Origin of the sequence: Chitinophaga sp. RAB17, from assembly GCF_052114225.1 — a bacterium.
In the GTDB taxonomy this organism is placed as follows: domain Bacteria; phylum Bacteroidota; class Bacteroidia; order Chitinophagales; family Chitinophagaceae; genus Chitinophaga.
This window is the reverse complement of record NZ_JBFREI010000012.1, coordinates 100,379-120,060: the sequence shown is the minus strand read 5'-3', so window position 1 is coordinate 120,060 and position 19,682 is coordinate 100,379. Positions and strand designations below refer to the sequence as shown.

At 43.7% G+C, this 19,682-nt stretch carries 14 protein-coding genes and 1 tRNA gene; 9 read left to right on the top strand and 6 right to left on the bottom strand.

Features of this window, described 5'->3' with window-relative positions:
* The first annotated feature begins 3 nt into the window (after positions 1 to 3).
* The 4 genes from AB4Z08_RS29405 (at position 4) to AB4Z08_RS29390 (ending at position 5,094) form a co-directional block, all read left to right on the top strand.
* Positions 4 to 1,068 carry a M20 family metallo-hydrolase gene (locus AB4Z08_RS29405; protein WP_441577365.1) on the top strand — a complete coding sequence of 355 codons (1,065 nt, stop codon included), beginning with the start codon at positions 4 to 6 and terminating at the stop codon, positions 1,066 to 1,068.
* Position 1,069: 1 nt separating this feature from the next.
* Complete coding sequence (locus tag AB4Z08_RS29400) at positions 1,070 to 1,651, top strand: GNAT family N-acetyltransferase (RefSeq protein WP_441577364.1); 582 nt, start codon at positions 1,070 to 1,072, stop codon at positions 1,649 to 1,651.
* Positions 1,652 to 1,689: 38 nt separating this feature from the next.
* On the top strand, positions 1,690 to 3,024 hold the full coding sequence (argH, locus tag AB4Z08_RS29395; protein ID WP_441577363.1) for an argininosuccinate lyase: 1,335 nt from the start codon (positions 1,690 to 1,692) through the stop codon (positions 3,022 to 3,024).
* A 264-nt stretch (positions 3,025 to 3,288) separates the two neighbouring features.
* On the top strand, positions 3,289 to 5,094 hold the full coding sequence (locus AB4Z08_RS29390; protein ID WP_441577362.1) for an alpha-L-fucosidase: 1,806 nt from the start codon (positions 3,289 to 3,291) through the stop codon (positions 5,092 to 5,094).
* Positions 5,095 to 5,187: 93 nt separating this feature from the next.
* Here AB4Z08_RS29390 and AB4Z08_RS29385 read toward each other — a convergent pair whose 3' ends face one another.
* Positions 5,188 to 7,563 (bottom strand): TonB-dependent receptor, encoded by a 2,376-nt coding sequence (locus tag AB4Z08_RS29385; RefSeq protein ID WP_441577361.1) that lies wholly within the window; start codon positions 7,561 to 7,563, stop codon positions 5,188 to 5,190.
* A 239-nt stretch (positions 7,564 to 7,802) separates the two neighbouring features.
* Here AB4Z08_RS29385 and AB4Z08_RS29380 point away from each other — a divergent pair, with 239 nt between their 5' ends.
* From AB4Z08_RS29380 to AB4Z08_RS29360, 5 genes are all read left to right on the top strand, one after another.
* On the top strand, positions 7,803 to 8,210 hold the full coding sequence (locus AB4Z08_RS29380) for a single-stranded DNA-binding protein (RefSeq protein WP_441577360.1): 408 nt from the start codon (positions 7,803 to 7,805) through the stop codon (positions 8,208 to 8,210).
* A gap of 110 nt (positions 8,211 to 8,320) precedes the next feature.
* Positions 8,321 to 8,392 (top strand) — tRNA-Met (locus AB4Z08_RS29375).
* A gap of 104 nt (positions 8,393 to 8,496) precedes the next feature.
* Entirely contained in the window at positions 8,497 to 9,366 is an 870-nt protein-coding gene (era, locus tag AB4Z08_RS29370; protein WP_441577359.1) for a GTPase Era, read from the top strand.
* Between the two features lie 57 nt (positions 9,367 to 9,423).
* Positions 9,424 to 10,737, top strand: coding sequence for a ribosome biogenesis GTPase Der (gene der / locus AB4Z08_RS29365; RefSeq protein WP_441577358.1), 1,314 nt, complete (start codon positions 9,424 to 9,426; stop codon positions 10,735 to 10,737).
* 90 nt (positions 10,738 to 10,827) lie between these two features.
* The gene (locus tag AB4Z08_RS29360; protein WP_441577357.1) at positions 10,828 to 11,049 is read left to right on the top strand and encodes a hypothetical protein; all 222 of its coding nucleotides are present in this window, start codon (positions 10,828 to 10,830) and stop codon (positions 11,047 to 11,049) included.
* 80 nt (positions 11,050 to 11,129) lie between these two features.
* On the opposite strand, the gene AB4Z08_RS29355 is transcribed toward AB4Z08_RS29360, so the two are convergent.
* The 5 genes from AB4Z08_RS29355 to topA all read right to left on the bottom strand — a co-directional run bounded on the left by AB4Z08_RS29355 (position 11,130) and on the right by topA (position 19,393).
* Positions 11,130 to 12,260, bottom strand: a complete 1,131-nt coding sequence (locus tag AB4Z08_RS29355) for an NHL domain-containing protein (RefSeq protein ID WP_441577356.1) — start codon at positions 12,258 to 12,260, stop codon at positions 11,130 to 11,132.
* Between the two features lie 366 nt (positions 12,261 to 12,626).
* Positions 12,627 to 13,430, bottom strand: a complete 804-nt coding sequence (locus AB4Z08_RS29350) for a LytR/AlgR family response regulator transcription factor (protein WP_441577355.1) — start codon at positions 13,428 to 13,430, stop codon at positions 12,627 to 12,629.
* 4 nt (positions 13,431 to 13,434) lie between these two features.
* Positions 13,435 to 15,903, bottom strand: coding sequence for a tetratricopeptide repeat protein (locus AB4Z08_RS29345; protein ID WP_441577354.1), 2,469 nt, complete (start codon positions 15,901 to 15,903; stop codon positions 13,435 to 13,437).
* A gap of 137 nt (positions 15,904 to 16,040) precedes the next feature.
* Positions 16,041 to 16,913 (bottom strand): transglutaminase-like domain-containing protein, encoded by an 873-nt coding sequence (locus AB4Z08_RS29340; protein WP_441577353.1) that lies wholly within the window; start codon positions 16,911 to 16,913, stop codon positions 16,041 to 16,043.
* A 128-nt stretch (positions 16,914 to 17,041) separates the two neighbouring features.
* Positions 17,042 to 19,393 (bottom strand): type I DNA topoisomerase, encoded by a 2,352-nt coding sequence (topA, locus tag AB4Z08_RS29335; protein WP_441577352.1) that lies wholly within the window; start codon positions 19,391 to 19,393, stop codon positions 17,042 to 17,044.
* Positions 19,394 to 19,682 lie beyond the last annotated feature (289 nt).

Here is a 19,682-nt window from a genome sequence, read left to right as displayed (position 1 = left end):
CCTATGTGGAACGAAAAACTATATGATGTGGCCGTGGCGCTGTTAAAGCAGATGATCGCCACCCCATCGTTAAGCCGCGAAGAAGACGGCACCGCGCAACTGATCAGTGATTTCCTGACGGCCATGGATATTCCGCATGAGCGGCATCTCAATAATATCTGGGCACGCAATAAACATTACGATCCCTCCAAACGTAATATACTCCTGAACTCCCATCATGATACGGTAAAACCAAATCCGCAATATACCCGCGACCCATTCAGTCCGGATGTGGAAGACGGTAAATTGTACGGGCTCGGAAGTAATGATGCCGGAGGTTGCCTGGTAAGTCTGATCGCTACGTTCCTGCATTTTTATCACCAGCGTGATCTTACCTATAACATCATACTCACTGCTACTGCAGAAGAAGAGATTAGCGGTGTCAATGGTATAGAAAGTATCTTATCACAGTTACCCCCAATTGAATTTGCGATTGTAGGGGAACCCACTTTAACACAACTGGCTATCGCCGAAAAAGGCTTAATGGTGCTGGATTGCAACAGTGTGGGCAAAGCCGGTCATGCGGCGAGAGAGGAAGGTGAAAATGCCTTGTATAAAGCATTGCCGGATCTGAACTGGTTTAAGGATTATCGTTTCCCGAAAGTATCTGAAACACTGGGCCCCGTGAAAATGAGCGTTACCGTGATCAATACTTCCAATAAAGCACATAATGTAGTACCGGCAGACTGCTCCTTTGTGGTAGATGTACGGGCTACAGATCAATATACGCTGGAAGAGCTACTGGAGGTCATCCGCGCAAATGTATCCTGTGAAGTGAAACCAAGGTCTATGCGTATGCGACCTTCCTTCATTCCGATGGATCATCCGTTTGTACTGGCTGGTATAAGTGTAGGTAAAACCTGCTATGGATCACCTACCACTTCAGATCAGGCGCTGATTCCTGCAACCTCTGTAAAAATGGGTCCTGGCGACTCAGCCCGTTCTCACAGCGCAGATGAATATATCCACCTGCATGAAATTAAAGACGGCATAAACAGTTATATTCAGTTACTTGAAATGATACAGTGATATGGACTTTCAACCTGTTTTAGAGAATAAGCGTGTTTTGCTGCAACCTTTACAGGAAGGGCATCTGGAGGACCTGTGGTCAATTGCGGCGGATGCTTCTCTGTGGACAGTACAGTTAAATAAGGTAGAAAGTAAAGCGGACCTGGAGAAATATATTCAGAAAGCATTAAAAGAAAGAGCGGCGCAGGAAGCAGTCCCATTTGTGATTATCGATAAAAAAGAAAACCGCATTGTGGGTTCTACCCGTTATATGGGTTTATCCCTGCAGCATAAACGCACGGAAATCGGGTCTACCTGGATAAGCCCTTCCCTGCATGGTTCGGGGCTGAACAAAGCCATGAAGCATGCTATGCTTCAACATGCATTTGAAGTGATGGAGCTGAACCGTGTGGAGTTTAAAACAGATGAACTGAATACGCAGTCGCGCAATGCTATCCTGAGCCTGGGTTGTACGCAGGAAGGTATTTTCCGCCGTCATATGATCACCAGTGCCGGAAGAGTGCGCAACACTGTTTATTTCAGCATGCTTAAAGAAGAATGGCCGGAGATAAAGCAGCGTATTTTTGGTAAATATGATTTTTAATTTCAGGCTGTCATGCAGCATGGGAAAACTATATTATTATGAAATTGTGGCAAAAAGATAAAGCTTCCTTAGCGGCGGTGGAACAGTTTACCGTTGGAAAAGACCGTGAAATGGATGCCTTCCTGGCACCGTTTGACGTGCTGGGTTCTATGGCGCACATCACCATGCTGCAAAGTATTGGATTGCTGGAAGCGGCCGAACTGACCGTATTAAAGCAGGAGCTGAAAAAGATCTACCTGGAAATACAGGCAGGTGATTTTAAGCTGGAAGATGGGGTAGAAGATATTCACTCACAGGTAGAATTATTGCTGACCCRCCGTTTGGGTGAGGTAGGCAAGAAGATCCACAGTGGCCGTTCCCGGAACGACCAGGTTTTAGTAGACCTGAAACTGTACCTGCGCCATGAGCTGCAAACCATGGTCGAAGAAGTGCTGGCGCTGTTTCACCTGTTACAGCAACAAAGTGAAAAGTATAAGGCACACCTGATCCCTGGTTACACTCACCTGCAAATAGCGATGCCATCGTCTTTCGGATTATGGTTTGGTGCCTATGCGGAAAGCCTGGTAGACGATCTTACCATGTTACAAGGTGCTTACAAAGTGGTGAATAAAAACCCGCTCGGCTCTGCTGCCGGCTACGGTTCTTCGTTCCCCCTTGACCGTGAGCTGACCACTGCCTTACTGGGTTTTGATACGCTCAACTACAACGTGGTGTATGCGCAAATGGGCCGTGGTAAAACAGAAAAGATAGTATCCTTTGCGTTGGCTGGTATTGCCTCCACCATCGCTAAAATGGCCATGGATGCCTGCTTATTTATGAACCAGAATTTTGGTTTCATCAGCTTCCCTGACGAACTCACTACCGGTTCCAGCATCATGCCACATAAAAAGAACCCGGATGTATGGGAGCTGATCCGCTCACATGGTAATAAATTGCAGGCATTGCCCAACGAAATTGCTATGATGATCACTAACTTGCCCTCCGGCTACCACCGTGATCTGCAGCTGTTGAAAGAAAACCTGTTTCCTGCTTTTCAAACACTGAAAGACTGTATCCGTATGAGTCGCCTGATGCTGGAGAATATCCGTATCAAGGAAAATATACTGGATGACAACAAGTATCAATACCTCTTCAGTGTGGAAGTAGTGAATAACCTGGTGTTGCAGGGTACACCTTTCCGTGAAGCCTATAAAAAAGTAGGAATGGATATAGAGAACGGTACATTCTCGCCGGAGAAGGCTGTAGCGCATACCCATGCAGGTAGTATCGGTAATTTATGTACGGAACAGATTGCTGCGCAGATGGATGCCGTGATAAAGGGTTTCCCTTTCGAATCAGTGGATAAAGCATTGGAGCAATTGCTGAATAGCTGATGTGATAAGTAACAGCCTAATATAATTTTAGATAATAAAAAGGAAAGAGCCGCTTGAATTTATCAAGCGGCTCTTTCCTTTTATTTTCCAGCCATGATCGATTGGTATTATCTTCCCGCTTACTGAATTAATATTGACAAATTCCCCGATGCCGCCACAGCAAAGCTTTGCGCTTTGAAATATTTTTTATCTTATAGGAGCAAAGATTGTGTACCGCCTGCTACTTTCGTTTACTACCCTTATCAACATAAACAGTTTGAACAAATGAAAAAAAGATTTTTACAATTATGTCTTTCAGGCGTCCTGTTGTCAACCTCTGCCGCTTATGCACAGCAGGATCCGGGGTTGACCGCCAATGCCACAGAGCCAGAAGCCATCAGGGATGCCCGTATGCGCTGGTTCAGAGATGCACACTTTGGTATGTTTGTACACTGGGGACTGTATAGTGTGGCGGCAGGAGAATGGAACGGAAAAGATTACGATGGTTGTGTAGAATGGATACAGAATATGGCGAATGTGCCATCAGCGGAATATGCGGCGAAGTTAACACCACTCTTCAAACCCAAGAAGGATTTTGCGCGGGAATGGGCCAGGACAGCGAAGGACGCTGGTTGCCGCTATGTGATCTTTACCAGCAGGCATCACGAAGGATTTGCTTTACACGATAGTAAAACCACCACCTTTGATGGAATGGATGTTACCGGGAGAGACTTGTTCCGCGAAATCGTAAACGCCCTGCACGAACAGGGATTACGGGTAGGGGTTTATTTTTCATTGGTAGACTGGCATCACCCGGACGCTTATGTAGAGCATGGTATGCCGGCACCTGGTGGCGTGAAAAATGAAGGTCGCGATAATGCAAAGTATGTTGCTTACATGCATCAACAGGCAGAAGAAATATTTTCTAATTACGGACCTATTGATGTGGTTTGGTGGGATTACAGCTCCATGGAAATTCAGGGCGAAAAATGGGGCGCTAATGCGCTGGTAGCGATGGTGAAAAAGCATCATCCCAACATTATCATGAACAACCGGTTATACGCCTTCGAACATAACAGCGAATATACCCGTGCGAATGGTGATTTGGTAACACCTGAACAGTTTATTCCCGAAACCGGTTTTAAAGGTATGGACTGGGAATCCTGTATGACCATGAACGGAACCTGGGGATACAGTAAGAACAACCAGAAATGGCATACGGAGGAAGACCTGGTACATAACATGATAGACATCGTTTCCAAAGGAGGCAACTACCTGTTGAATGTAGGACCTATGGGCGATGGTACTATTCCTGGCAAAAGCATAGAACTGATGCATGGCATCGGCGACTGGATGCGATTAAACGGAGAAGCCATTTATGGCTCCAGGGCTAATACTATCGGTAAGGTAAACTGGGGTCGTATCACTACGAAGCCGGGCAAGTTCTTCCTGCATATTTTCAACTGGCCGGCAGATAATCGCCTGCATGTGCCGCTGGCACCGGATGCTGGTATAACGCCGCAGGCTTTCTTCCTGGCAGATGCTGCACATACACCATTAAAAATAAAAACTGATGAACGCGGATTATTTATTGATGTGAGCAACAATGCATTTAAAAACAGTGCTGCTACCGTGATAGAACTGGATGTAACGGGTACCTCGCTGATTGCGCAAGGCATATATCCGGAAACGGATGGCACCTATAATTTAGTAGCCGGCGATGCTATTCTCGCGAATGGAGTGGGGCTATCTGTGGGGGAGCAGGCCACTATTTATAACTGGATGTCGCTGGAGGGAACCGTTACCTGGAATATTAATGTGAAGCAACCGGGTAAATACAAAATGATTTTGAGTACTGCCTGTACAGATGCTTCTGCCGGATCAAAGATTGCAGTAAGCGCTGGAAATACCACATTGACAGGAGTGGTAAAGGGTACGGATAACAGCTGGGGCGCTTATAAAGACTGGGAGTTAGGTACAGTGGCGTTATCGAAAAAAGGTGTGAATACTGTGCTGGTGAAAGCATTAGCCAAACCAGGTTTGGGGGTGATGAATCTTCGCGGTATCCGTTTGGTGCCTGTTAGCCGTTAGCTTTTAGCTTTTAGTAAATGCAGCGGAGACCAACATATATTCATTTCCGCTGCATTTACTAAAAGCTAACGGCTAAAAGCTAAAAGCTAAAAGCTAAAAGCCAATCGTAACCCCTGCAAAGAAATTAATTCCTGCCATCGGGTAATAATAATTATCATAAACTACGCGGTTATTCTTCAGGTCGTAGCTGGAGTACGTGCTGCCATTGGGCTCATATTTTGCATCAAATATATTATTGAGCATAAACTGTAATCCAAGTTCACGGAATAACGTTTGTGGCACTACGTAGTTGATACGGAGGTTGCTCACAAAGTATGGATCCAGGCTACCATCTTCGTTGGAAGTATTATCCATATACTGGCGGCTTACATATTTGCCGAGCAAATCGATGTTCAGATTTTTCACCGGCTTCGCAGATAACGTTAATCCACCTACGAAAGTAGGAGAGAAGGAAATATCTGTTTTGTTGAAGACCTGTGTGTGCCGCGCATATGCAGAATCATAGGTAACTGCATGATAGTCCAGTACTTTATTCTGACTCACGGCAGCGTTGGCTGCTATGTTCACCATGTTGCCCAGTTTTACGGTACCGTTTACTTCAATACCCATGCGGTAACTCTTAGGAATATTGGTACGCACATATGCGCCCACATTGGTAAGCTCCCCGGTTTGTACGAGTTGGTTTTTGTAGCTCATGTAGTATACATTGGCTTGTATGGCAGCAATGTTGTTATTCCATGAATAGCCGGCTTCCACATCGCGCAGTATTTCCGGTTTAGGTGTAGCCACGCCGTAGTTGTTTTCAAAATCACCTCGGTTAGGTTCTTTGTGTGCAATGGCTACAGACGCAAATATGCGGTTGGTGGCATTGATATTATAAGAGATACCGGCTTTTGGATTGAAGAAATTATAGTTTACGTGTGCTATATATTCCGGTGCCGCTTCAAAACCATCCATGTTGTACATGATGTTACGGTATTGCATATCTGCAAAAATGCTCAGTGCGGAAGTGATTTTATATTCTCCTTTCCAGTAGACGTTGAAATCATTTTTTGCTGCGGGGTAGCGGTAATATTCATGATCTTTTTCAAACTGCGTATCTGCCCATATTACTTTTCCGTAATGGTCGCCGGTATATCTGTTCCAGCCGCCGCCGAGGCTCCAGTTGAATTTTTCACCTGTGCGGTTTACAGAAAATACGCTGCCATAGAAATAATTATCTAGCCAAAGCTGGTTAATCACATCTGCAGTATCTCTTTTCACACCATTGATGATCTGGCCTGGAATACCATAATTGGCGAGTGGTTGAAAACCGTTGTAATTTTCGTAGTAACCACGCCCGCGGGTCAGATGAAAAGCCACGTTGAAATTCAGGTGAGTATTGATTTCCTGGTTGAGGAATAACTGATAATGATCCTGCTGATAGTTATCCGTCTGGTTATCGTAAGGGCTGCCTGGTTTATCGGTACCTGCGGGATTAAACGTCCGGTCGGTATTCAGGAGGGCCTGTGGTACACCATACCAGGCCTGGTATGTTTTTTCTTTTCCGGAGAAAACATTCAGCCGTATGGCTGTCTTTTTGGAAATATAGGCAGCAGAGGTATAGAAGGAGCGCAGGTCGGAGGTTGCGCGGTCTATATACCCGTCTGATGAAATTTTAGACAGGCGTGCATCGATGGTGAAATGATCGTTGATCAGTCCGGAACCTGCTTTCACGGTGTGTTTCCAGCTATTGAAAGAACCATAGCTATTGCTGATTTCGCCGTATGCTTTTTCGTTGAATTCATTGGTGCTGAGGTTAAGGGTAGCACCGAAAGCGCTGGCGCCGTTGGTAGAAGTGCCTACACCCCGTTGCAGCTGAATGCTGCTCACAGAGGAGGCAAAGTCGGGCATGTTTACAAAGAAAGTTCCCTGTGACTCTGCATCGTTTACGGGGATACCGTTTACCGTAACATTGATGCGGGTGATGTCGGAGCCGCGTACACGCATACCGGTGTAGCCGATACCGGTACCTGCGTCTGAGTTGGTTACCACACCTGGTTGCTGATCGAGTAAAATGGGTAAGTCGTGGCCCAGGTTTGCTTTCTTTAGATCAGCTGCCGATATAGTGGTATTGACGAAGGGTGAATTTTTTCCTGCACGCAGACTGCTGATCTCTACCGGTTTTACAAACAGGGGAGATACTTCCAGTGAAATATCTTCCTGTTGGGTATTATTATGTGCATTAACGGTTGTGCTGAAAGATTTGAAACCAATGAAACTGGCGGTTAAAGTATAGCTTCCTTTTTTAGGAAGGCGGATACTGTAATGACCTTTACTGTCGGTTAATGCGCCTGTTTGGTTGATAGCGATGGTCACACCTTCCAGTGGTTGGCCACTGGTTTTATTGGTAACGGTACCGGTAACCAGGGATTGTGCATGCAAAGTGCCTGCTATAGATAGCAGCACTAATAACATTAGCTGTTTCATGTAAGTATGTCTGTTTTCTGTTTGTTCATTTCCTAACCAGCATTACCTGGTCCAGGTTCATTGGGTGTGATCTCAGCCTGAAAGTAAGGCACCCCATGTATTGTGTTACTGCAAAGGTATACTTGTATGTATTAAAAATCAGAAATTATTTTTTGGGAGAAAGATTTTTGCGTAATTTCCATGGATACTTCTCTCAATCATCTTTTATAAATTTTTAACCATTTAAATCTTTATTTCTGATGATCAAGCTTCAGTTAATCGGGCATCTTGGCCGCGATGTAGTGAAAAAAGAAGTCAACGGGGCGTCCGTTTTTAATTTCCCGGTAGCTGTTAATGAGCGTTTTAAAAATGCGCAGGGCATACTGGAGGAAAGAACCACCTGGGTAGATTGCTCCTTGTGGGACAAAGGGAACGTAGCTCCTTATTTAACGCAGGGTGCCATGGTTTACGTAGAAGGGGCTCCAAAAGTGGAGGCTTATGTAAGCAACAGCACTGGTGCATTGTCTGGCGCTTTAAGATTGAGGGTTTTTTCGTTGCAGTTGCTCAGCCGTAGGGATGAGGAGAAAAGACAGGCAACCTTAACAGAAACCCCTGTTCCTGATGCAGAACCGGTTCAGGAACAGCCCGCTGACGATCTTCCATTCTAAAAGTGTATCAAGCATTCCAATATGAAAGCCAACCATTTATGGTTGGCTTTTTGTGTTTCTTTTAAAAAGATTTGGCGGGAATAAAAATAATCCTATATTTGCACCCTCATTGCGAGGTAGAGCAGAGGTAGCTCGTCGGGCTCATAACCCGAAGGTCAGTGGTTCGAATCCGCTCCTCGCTACAAAAATAGAGCTGAAGAGCATCTAAAAGATTTAAGAGCCGAAGAAATTCGGCTTTTTTTATTTCCGTAAGTTTGAGTTGTGAAAGCAGCGTTTAATTGTCATCATGCACAAAGCAGGTTTTGTAAATATTTTCGGTAAGCCCAATGCGGGGAAAAGCACATTGCTGAACGCCATTATCGGTGAAAAGCTGGCTATTATATCTCCCAAAGTGCAAACCACGCGGCATCGTATTACAGGGGTATTAACAGACCCTGCGTATCAGATCGTATTTTCTGATACTCCGGGTATTATTGATCCCAAGTATAAGTTGCACGAGAAAATGATGGGTGCAGTAAAATCTGCCCTGGAAGATGCTGATGTGGCCTTGTTGATCATGGATGCCAAAGACTCCCTGGAAGAAAACCTGGAGATGTTTGACTCACTGAAACTGAAAGTACCCATTATCCTTATCATCAATAAAATGGACAATATCCTTAAAGAGGAAATGGCTGTTTTAATTGATCGTGCAAAGGCCTGGGGCAAAGCAACAGCGGTGGTGGCAGTGTCTGCCATGCAGAAAAAAGGTATTAAAGAACTGCTCGCAGAAATTGTAGCACTTTTACCAGATGCAAACGCTTTTTATCCTGATGACACACTAACAGATAAGTCTACACGATTTTTCGTGGCAGAAATGATCCGTGAAAAAATATTCCAGTTATTCGAAGAAGAAATTCCTTATCACACTACGGTAATTGTTACACAATTCCAGGAGAAGGAAACGCTGACAAAAATAACGGCAGAAATTATTGTTACCCGCGATACCCAGAAAGGAATCATTTTGGGCGAAAGAGGTAAGTCGATCCGTGAGATAGGCACCCTGGCCCGTCAGGACATTGAAAAATTCATAGAAAGAAAAGTATTCCTGGAACTGTTTGTGAAAGTACGCGGAAAATGGCGTGATAATGATACGTTCCTGAAGGAATACGGATATTAATTATAGAAAAATTCCTGGATATATTATTCAGGTTAGTACGACAAAATATAATAGAAAATGGCAGGATTTACAGTAGCTATCGTGGGCCGTCCCAACGTAGGCAAGTCAACGTTGTTCAACCGTTTATTGGAACAACGTAAGGCCATCGTGGATGACCAGAGCGGTGTAACCCGTGATCGACAATATGGTGTTGCCGACTGGAATGGCAAAACCTTCAACGTAATTGATACTGGTGGATTTGTAACCAACAGTGATGATGTTTTTGAGCGGGAAATCCGCAAACAGGCAAAAGTGGCCATGGAAGAGGCCAACCTGATCATCTTTATGTGTGATGTAACTACAGGTATTACAGACCTGGACGCAGACGTGGCAAATATTCTCCGCCGCACTTCCAAACCGGTATACGTAGTAGTAAATAAAGTAGATAACCATCAACGCCAGCTGGAAGCCACGGAGTTTTACAGCCTCGGTTTTGAACATATTCACTTCCTTTCCTCCATGACCGGTAGCGGTACCGGTGAATTGCTGGATGAAGTGGTGACCAATATTACTCCTGAAATGGGAGATGCTACCCTCGATAATGATCTGCCGAAAATAGCGATCATCGGGCAACCGAACGTAGGTAAGTCATCCCTGCTGAATGCACTGGTAGGCGTAGAGCGTAATATCGTTTCTGATATCGCCGGTACTACCCGTGATACCATTCACACCCGTTACAACATGTTCCAGAAAGACTTTATGTTGATCGATACCGCAGGTATCAGGCGTAAGAATAAGGTAAATGAAGACCTGGAGTTTTATTCCGTTATCCGTGCAATCAAAGCAGTAGATGAGTCTGACGTGGTGATGCTGTTGCTGGATGCCGAAAAAGGCGTTACTGCACAGGATCTCAGCATCTTCAGCCTGGCTACCCGCAAAGGTAAAGGCATTGTGGTGCTGGTGAACAAATGGGATATGATGGAAAAAGGTACCAACACCGCGAGAGATTATGAGAAAGAACTGAAGAAGCGCCTGGCGCCCTTCTCCGATGTTCCTATCATCTTTACCTCTGTAACGGAGAAACAACGTATTTTCAAAGCAATAGAAACCGCGCTGGAAGTATATGATAACCGTCAACGCAGGATCCAGACTTCCGTATTAAACGAAATTCTGTTGAAAGCGATTGAAGCGTATCATCCGCCGGTAGTAAGAGGTACGCCTATCCGTATTAAATATGTTACACAGCTGCCTACGCATACGCCGGCATTTGCCTTTTTCTGTAACCTCCCGGATGACGTGAAAACACCTTATCGTAACTACCTGGAAAACCAGATCCGTACGAATTTCAACTTTACCGGGGTGCCATTGAAGATATTCTTCCGACAAAAATAGCCGTTTCGCTAAAAAAGAGATGACAGGATTTTGTAATTTATAAAATTTGTATACCTTTGCGGCGGTTTTAAAAATAAAACAAACAATCAAATGAAAAAATTATTCGTATTCGCTGTTGCTGCAGGTATGTTCTTTGTAGCTTGTAACGGTGGTAGCACTCCAGCTGCTGATTCTACTGCAACTACAACTGTTGACACTATGAACGCTGCTCCAACTGCTCCAGCAGCTGCTCCAGTTGATTCTGCTGCTCACGTTGATTCTTCTGCTGCTGCTCATGTTGATTCAGCTGCTGCTGCAACTCCAGCTAAGTAAGAGATTATTATATCAAATAATATCTTTCTTGCAAGAAATTAAAAAGCCCATCGCTTATGCGGTGGGCTTTTTGATTATACTTAAGGGTTAGTTACCCTACGTATCCTTTTGGCGCCATAGTCGGCTATTAAAAGATCTCCATTTGTACGCAAAGCTACGCCCGTAGGATACACCAAATTAGCGGCAGTAGGCAGGCCGCCATCACCCAATACCGTTCCTCCTCCTGCAATGGTGGTGATGATACCGGTTGAAATGGCTATTTTACGTATGCGCGCATTTGAATAGTCGGCCAGGATGATATTCGCCATCTTATCTACCAACAATCCGATGGTGCCAACGCGGGCATTTACAGCAGGGCCGCCATCACCTCCACCCCCATACGTGCCATTACCGGCAATAGTGCTAATGGTTCCGCTACTATTTACTTTACGGATACGGTTGGCGCTGGCAATATATACATTGCCCAGTGTATCTGTTGCTACACCAGTAGGATATTGCACTACTGCATTGATGGCCGGAATACCATCGCCGTTATAGTTTTGCATACCATTGCCGGCAAGGGTGCTAATGATACCCGCCGTATTTACCTTGCGTACGCGGTGATGAGCCCAATCCGCGATATACATATTTCCTGCTTTATCAAATGTTACATCTTGTGGTGAACTCAATCTCGCATTAATGGCAGGCCCTCCATCACCGTTGTTAGGCAGCGTAGTACCACCATTGCCTACTACTGTAGTAATAATGCCAGCGGTGCTTATTTTCCGGATACGGTCATTACAGGCAACATAAATATTACCGGTTTTATCTACCGTAATTCCCTGGATAAATCCCAGGCTGGCAACAGTAGCCAGACCTCCATCACCACTAAATCCGTTGATACCGGTACCTGCTATGGTACTAATAATACCACTCGTATTTACTTTCCTGATCCGGTTGTTGCCCACGTCAGAAATATAGAAGTTCCCGACAGCATCTGTTGCAATACGACGGTTGTTGTATAATTGTGCCGCAGTAGCCAGGCCTCCGTCACCAGTAAACCCCTGTGTGCCATTACCAGCCACCGTAGTAATTACCGGCGTGGCAAGCACTTTTACCGCCAGATCTGCCGGCTTGTTGGTGATGGTGTTTATACCGGTGGCGCCATCTTTCTTACAAGCTGCCACCACACATAAGAATGAAATACTAATGAGATAGATTGTTTTTTTCATCGCTAATGAATTTTGAAGGTTAAATAAAATGTGTCTGCCGGATTTTATTCGTTATAAGAAAGGACATTTTTCATGTGAGGAGACTTTTTGTATGTTGAAGGTGTAATGACTGCTGCAAGTATATGGGTAGGTGTCCGAATTAATTAGCCGGATTTTTTTTCAATATAATAGACATCATTGCTGAAGGGTAACCCCGGTAAAAAAGGGAAACCAGATGTTACATGCCAGGATAGTAAATAGTTTTTCATAACAGGTGTTTATTGATATTGATTGATCATGTTGAGTCAAAAATATCTCACCTATCAGACAATAAAATGGGCAATTGGAGGATGCCTTTGTTATTTGGTATATGACCTGTTTAGCGGGTTAAATGGAATTGATGCGTACTGTTTTTTTTGATATTTCGGCTATCAGCTTATTTTTCCCGTTCCTTGACGCATGTAGCGGTTCGGGAAGATATTTTAACGTCACTTCACTTTTTGTTGGCGAAAAAGTAGTGATGTATTTTAGGTTAATGATGGTGGAGTCGTGTATTCTGCAAAAATTCAGGGAGGTTAAATAATCTTCCCAGATACCTATACCAATAGTGGTGATGATACCTTTCAAATGCGTATCATTTTCATCTTCTCTGATGAAAATTTCTGTGTACTGATTAATTGATTTACAATAAATCAGGTTTTTTGCTTTTACGAAATAGGTGCCCTCTGATCGTCTGAAGGAGATGGTTTGTTCATCCACCTGGTCTGTCGTCAGGTTGGATAATAGCACATTTATTTGTCTGGAGCTATCATCGCCCGGACGTTTTTGCCAGAATTTATCCAATACTTCTTCCAGTTCGTCTGGCATATAAGGCTTTGGAAGATAGTCTATACCGCAGCGGCGGATATCTTTTATATTATGATCAATATGCGCCGTGGTGAATATTACATCGAAGGAAATCTTTTTGAATTTCTTCAACAGGTCAAATCCTCCTCTTGGATTGTCGTGAAGCTTTATGTCAAGAAATATTACATCTGGCTGATGCGTGTTGATGGCGGTGAAAGCCTCTTCTATGGTATGACATACGCTTAGCACCCGGATGCGGCTATCCGTTGCCGTCAGTAGTTTTTTCAGCCGGTTACTGTGTATCGGTTCATCTTCAACAATAATACTTGTAATAACGTCATTCATTTTGTCAGGCGTTTACCGGAAATGAAAATATTGCTTTGGTACCTGTTGGATTTCCTTGTTGGTCAGATAGGTCAATGATTTCAAAAGAAGTATTGCCATAGTCAGGTTTCCAGAATGTTATTAATTTTTCCACCAGCTGCAAGCCATAGGAAATCCTTTGCGGATCTCTTTTCTCTTGTGATTTTTTTCTACCAATGCCATCATCTTCTACTGTACAAACCATCCTGTCATTGTGCTGTTGAACAGTGACCTGTAATGTTCCTCCGTGGTCTTTGGTAAATCCATGATGCAAAGCGTTTTCCACCAATACCTGGAAAACCATGGGTGGTACCAGTATATTGGATGGATCAACGGATCTGTCAATGTTCAACTGATATTTGATATGTCCCGGAGGGTATTTGAGTTGAACAAGATGATAATAATCTTCCAGGAACTGAAGATCCTCTTTCAGGGTGACTGTTTTCTCAAAAGAATTTTTTAGCACATTCCTGATAAGCCGGCCGAATCGCATGAGGTAATTGTCGGCAGCAGCTTTGTCATTGGATGCGATGAACTCATTTACTGCCGTAATGGAATGGCTGACAAAATGGGTATCGAGTCTTGCTTTGAATGCTTCCTGCTGTAGTAATATCTGATTCAGCTGATGTTCCTGTTTCTTTTTTCTCATGCGTAGCCGGAAACTACCTGTTATGAGCAGTAGCAGTGCAGCAGCTGTTATTACACCGATTCCCAATCTTGAATTATTCCTGGCTTCTGTGAGTGCCAGTTGTTTTTCGCCGGCAGCTTTCGTGGCGATTTCTTTTTTATCAAAGTCATACTTTAAACCCAGACTGGTAATGGTTTTTATTTTTTCAGTACTGAATAGACTATCATGATACATGGTTTTTTTCTGATAACTTTCCAGCGCAGCTTTGTAGTTGCCATTTAGTTCATGAGCGGTGGCCAGGCTTTCATAATCATGTAGCAGATTACTCAAGAGGCCTAAGGCTGACGCCAGGGCTACGGATTGCTGTAGGTTATCAATACTACGGTTGAGCAATGTTTTTTTTGTTAGTTTAGCCAGACTATCCGGTAATGATGCCTGGTTGTTTTCTTGCACCATCGATAAATAGGTATTGCCGATATTTCCGAAATTAGTGCTCATCAGTTTTTGATCGCCCAATTGCTTATTTATGTTCAGGGCTTCAAAATGGGCCTTTAGGGCTTCCGGAAATTTTTTCAAATCAGTGTATGTCAGTCCCAGTTCATTTAAGGCGATGGCAAGACCATCCTTGCTATTAAGATCCTGATAAATGTGTAATGTTTTTTGAAGAAATTCCATTGCTTTTACATCATCACCTTTATCTCTGTATATGGTGCCGATATTGCTCAATGCGTCTGCCAGAAACAGTTTGTTATCATTTTTCTCCAGCCGGTCTTTCGCCAGCAGCAGGTATTGTAACGCTTTTTCGTAGTCGCCTGTTTTTTCATAGATAAGGGTCAGATCATTCAGTACTGCGGGGAATATGTAGGTATCATTGACTAGTTCACTTACTTTGAGGGCGCGTAGTTGATAGTCCATCGCTTTATCATAAACATCTATTGCCAGATAGGTATTAGCAATAGCATTGAGCGCTGCAGCTATCCAATATTTATCATCCACCTGTTGAAATACTTTCAATGCTTTTGTGTAGGTTTCGATCTCCTTATAATGGTTGTTTTCTTCCGAGTATGCTCTTCCAACTCCCATCATTGCTTTTCCTACCCATAAAGTGTCTTTGTTAGCCTCGCTTTGTGTGACCAATCGGGAAAAATATTGCCGGCCAGTGGGGCCATTATGTAAATTCAGATAGGCTTGTGCTAAGTTGCCCAATACATCCGGATTAGAATGATCGCCTATTTCGTCATTTATTTTTAATGTTTGCAGCCAGTATACGATGCATTTGTTCATATCACCATCAAAAGTGAAATCATTTCCCCAGGAGAGATAGACCTCACTGATATCCTTTTTAATCTTGTGATCTGTACACAGTTGCAGCCAAAGTTGTCTGTATTTGGTATGATTGGTGGTGTCCTTCATGATATGGTAGTAACTACCAATATTGCGGAGCAACTTTTTTCTAATGTTATAATCGTTTAACTCTTCCGCTACTTTTAATCCTTTTAAGGAATATGCGATGGCTTTTGCATAATCCTGTTTCATAGAAGCGGCGATTCCCATTGTTTTATAAGACTGTGCGATTCCTGATTGCCAATGTAGCTTTTCGGATAGCAGTACCCCTTTTCCTGCATACGCTGCGCATTCATCAGGATTATTAACAGCATAGTAATTTTCACTGAGGTTCAGCAGGCATTTTACTTTAGTGGAGTCTTCCCGCATGCCGCGGAGGGCGGAAAGCAGGGAGTCTGTCAGTGGTTGTCCTTCTTTTTGGGCAGTGAGTGTTTGCAGGTTTACCATCAGTAAAAATGCCATCATGCCAGCATGGAGTTTCATTAGGGGTATTTTTATTCAACTGGACGTATAAGGGGAATAGTTCCGGAGAAATCGGAATCCTGTTTAATTTACGAAAAAAGCAGCCGGTTCGTTTGTGAACCGGCTGCTTTTTTATTTATCAGAAAGACGTCATGCGACTAGTCTTCCAGTATACTCGCTAAATTCATTAATTCATCCTGTTTATACGCATCCTTATCATCCCGGAAGCATTTGGAAAGTTCTTCCAGCAGGAATTGTATCAGCCGTTTATTGGATTGTGGCTTGAAGTAAGAGGGAACAGATGGTACCTGTACTCTTTTCAGGTAGGTATCTACGTCCTGTTGGGTATAGATCTGACCTTGAATGGGATCTATAAAAAATAAGATCCGGTGATCGGAAGGGTCTATCGGACCAGAGAAATCAACGTAGCTGTCGAAGTAAGCCAGGATAAACTGCCTGGGTATATTAACGGCATATACCGGCAAATCCAGCATGGCGCATAAGGCCGAATAGATGATACCGTTGGTAATCGGATTCCCTTTTTTGGATTCTATGACCTGGTTAATGAAAAACTGATTTTTGCGCTGATAGGAAACTTCTTCTCCTTTGAGGCCAAAATAGTTATAGATCATGCTGTTGAGCACATTGATCTGTTCCAGTGGTGTAAGATAATTATTTAGTTCCAGCCAGATATTACGTTTGATACGGTCTATCTCTGTGATAATCTGGGAATCGATCAGGTCAGGGAACTGATACCTGGCGGCCAGTATGGCGCCCTGCAAGAGATCCTGCATTTCCGAAAGTCCCCATACACGTAACGCTGCCTGCAAATCCTGGTAATGTACCCGATGAATCAGCAGTTCTATCCTTTCCTGAATAGCTTCGTCAATTGTATTCTCCCACAAATTCTCCAGGTTTGGAATAATATCTTTACCGTACAGTAATATTTTACTGGCAACAGTGTCAAATACCTCCAGATCCGGATCATCCAACAGGTGGAACAAAGCGTTTATTTCTCTGTTTTCGTTCATACCATTATTATGATCATGTGGTAATCATCAAATAATGTGATCCTGTTGGCAAATTAAATAATAAGCATATCACTCACACTGCAGTTATTATCATTGCCTCCATTTTTCATCATATTCTTACCACTGCGTTACTCAGCTTTCTTCTTTCTGGGTGGTGCTTTTTTCTTTGGTGGATTAGCTTTAGCTTCTTCTATTATTGCTTTGGCTTCTTCTACCGTTAAATCAGCTGCCGTATCAATTTTCTCTTTCGGTATTTTAAAGTTCTTCAGACCTTGTTTAATATAAGGACCATAAGGGCCTTTCAGGATCTGTATTTTTTCTTTTTCAAATATTTTGATGGTGCGTTCGTCTTTTGCCGTACGTTTTTCTGCAATCAGTGGTGCTACTTCATCCAGTTCAACGGTATAAGGGTCCATTTCCTTCTTCAGGGAATAGAATTTCTTATCATGCTGGGCATATGGGCCAAAACGACCGATGTTCACCACTACATCAGAATCTTCAAACTGACCCAGGTTACGAGGCAATTTAAACAATTCCATGGCTTCGTCCATGGTGATGGTTTCGATACTTTGGGTAGCCTTTAATTTTGCAAAACGAGGTTTTTCCTCATCTTCCACGCTGCCTATCTGGATCATAGGGCCATAGCGACCCATGCGGGCCACGATTGGTTTGCCGGAAGCGGCATCTGTTCCCAGCGGACGTTCTCCCTTTACACGTTCTGCATTTTCCAGGGTGTTTTCCACATCTTTATGGAAAGGGAAATAGAATTCGCTGATCATATTGTTCCACACCTTCTTACCGCTGGCAATTTCATCGAATTCTTCTTCAATTTTGGCGGTAAAGCCGTAGTCCATTACATTATTAAAGTATTGGTTGAGGAAGTCTGTCACGATCATGCCCAGATCAGTAGGGAACAGTTTTGATTTTTCTGCGCCGGTATTTTCTGATTCGGTTTGTTTGCTGATCTGATCCGCCTTCAGGACCATGATGCGGTAATCTCTTTTAATCCCTTCTTTATCTCTTTTTTCTACATAATTACGCTTCTGTATAGTGGTAATGGTAGGAGCGTAGGTAGATGGACGGCCGATGCCCAGTTCTTCCAGTTTCTTTACCAGGCTGGCTTCTGTGTAACGCGGCGCCGGGCGGGAGAATCTTTCGGTGGCCTTCATTTCTTTCAGGTCCAGGGATTGTTTTACCGCCAGTGGAGGTAAAGATCCTTCCTGTTCATCTTCCTGTTCTTCCTCATCATCGTGGCTTTCCATATATACTTTGAGGAAGCCATCGAATTTCAGTACTTCACCGCTGGCAGTCAGCTCTTCGTGATTGGTAGAGATATCGATTTTGGCGATGGTCTTTTCCAGTTCTGCATCTGCCATCTGGCTGGCGATGGTACGTTTCCAGATCAGTTCATACAGTTTGCGGGTATCGCTGTCATCTACAGTGGTATTTTCCATGTAGGTAGGACGGATGGCCTCATGCGCTTCCTGTGCGGACTCATTTTTATTTTTGAATTTGCGGTGTTGATGGTATTTATCACCGAAACTTCCTTTAATAGCTTTTTCGATTTCACCTATGGCAGTATCGGACAGGTTTACGGAGTCCGTACGCATATAGGTGATATTACCGCTTTCATACAGCTTCTGGGCCAGCAACATGGTTTTGGAAACGCTGTAGCCTAGTTTACGGCTGGCTTCCTGTTGCAGGGTAGACGTGGTAAATGGCGCTGCGGGCGATTTTTTACCAGGTTTAACCTGTATGTCTTTAACGGTATAGGCAGCGGCTACGCATTGCTGGAGAAATTTCTCCGCGTCTTCAGCAGTTTTAAATTTGCCGGGGCCATCTGCCTTGAAGGAAATACTCTTACCATTAATATCTTTACCGGTAAAATAAGCTTCTACTTTAAAGGTGCTGACAGACTGGAAGTGGTTGATTTCTCTTTCGCGTTCAACAATCAGTCTTACCGCCACGGATTGTACGCGGCCGGCAGACAGGGAATTGCGCATGCTCATTTTACGCCACAGTACCGGGGAGATTTCAAAACCCACGATCCTGTCCAGTATACGGCGGGCCTGCTGTGCGTTTACACGGTCCATATCCAGTTTACGTGGATGCTGAACGGCGTTTTCTATAGCAGGTTTGGTAATTTCATGAAACACAATGCGTTTGGTCGTTAACGGATCCAGGTTCAACACCTCACACAGATGCCAGGAAATGGCTTCTCCCTCACGGTCCTCATCCGTTGCCAGCCATACCTCATCGGTATCCTTCGCCAGCTTCTTCAGCTCTTTCACCACCTTTTCCTTATCTTCCGGTATAACATACTTAGGCTTAAAGTTATTTTCGATGTCTATCCCCATATCATCCTTTTCCAGATCACGAATGTGACCGAAGCAGGACCTGACTTCAAAGTCCTTGCCTAGTATTTTTTCTATGGTCTTGGCTTTCGCCGGGGACTCAACTATAACTAAATTTTTTGCCATGTATGCTTCTTTAATGCGCTGCTAAATACGCAAAATTCTGTAAAATAATTACTTCAATGAATTCTGCAATGATATAAAAGTCACCTCAAATTAAAAAATAAGACCACTTTTAAACGTTAAAATACGTTGTAATGTAATGAAAAAAACGGGGACCCGCTAAAACACGTATATTAGAAACCACGAATCATGCACGTATTTGAATAATTCCGGTCGCAGCTACAGCAAGTGGTCTGTCCGGAGATCAGACAGCCGGGTAGACGGATACCAGGCAGTTTGTTATTTTAAAATT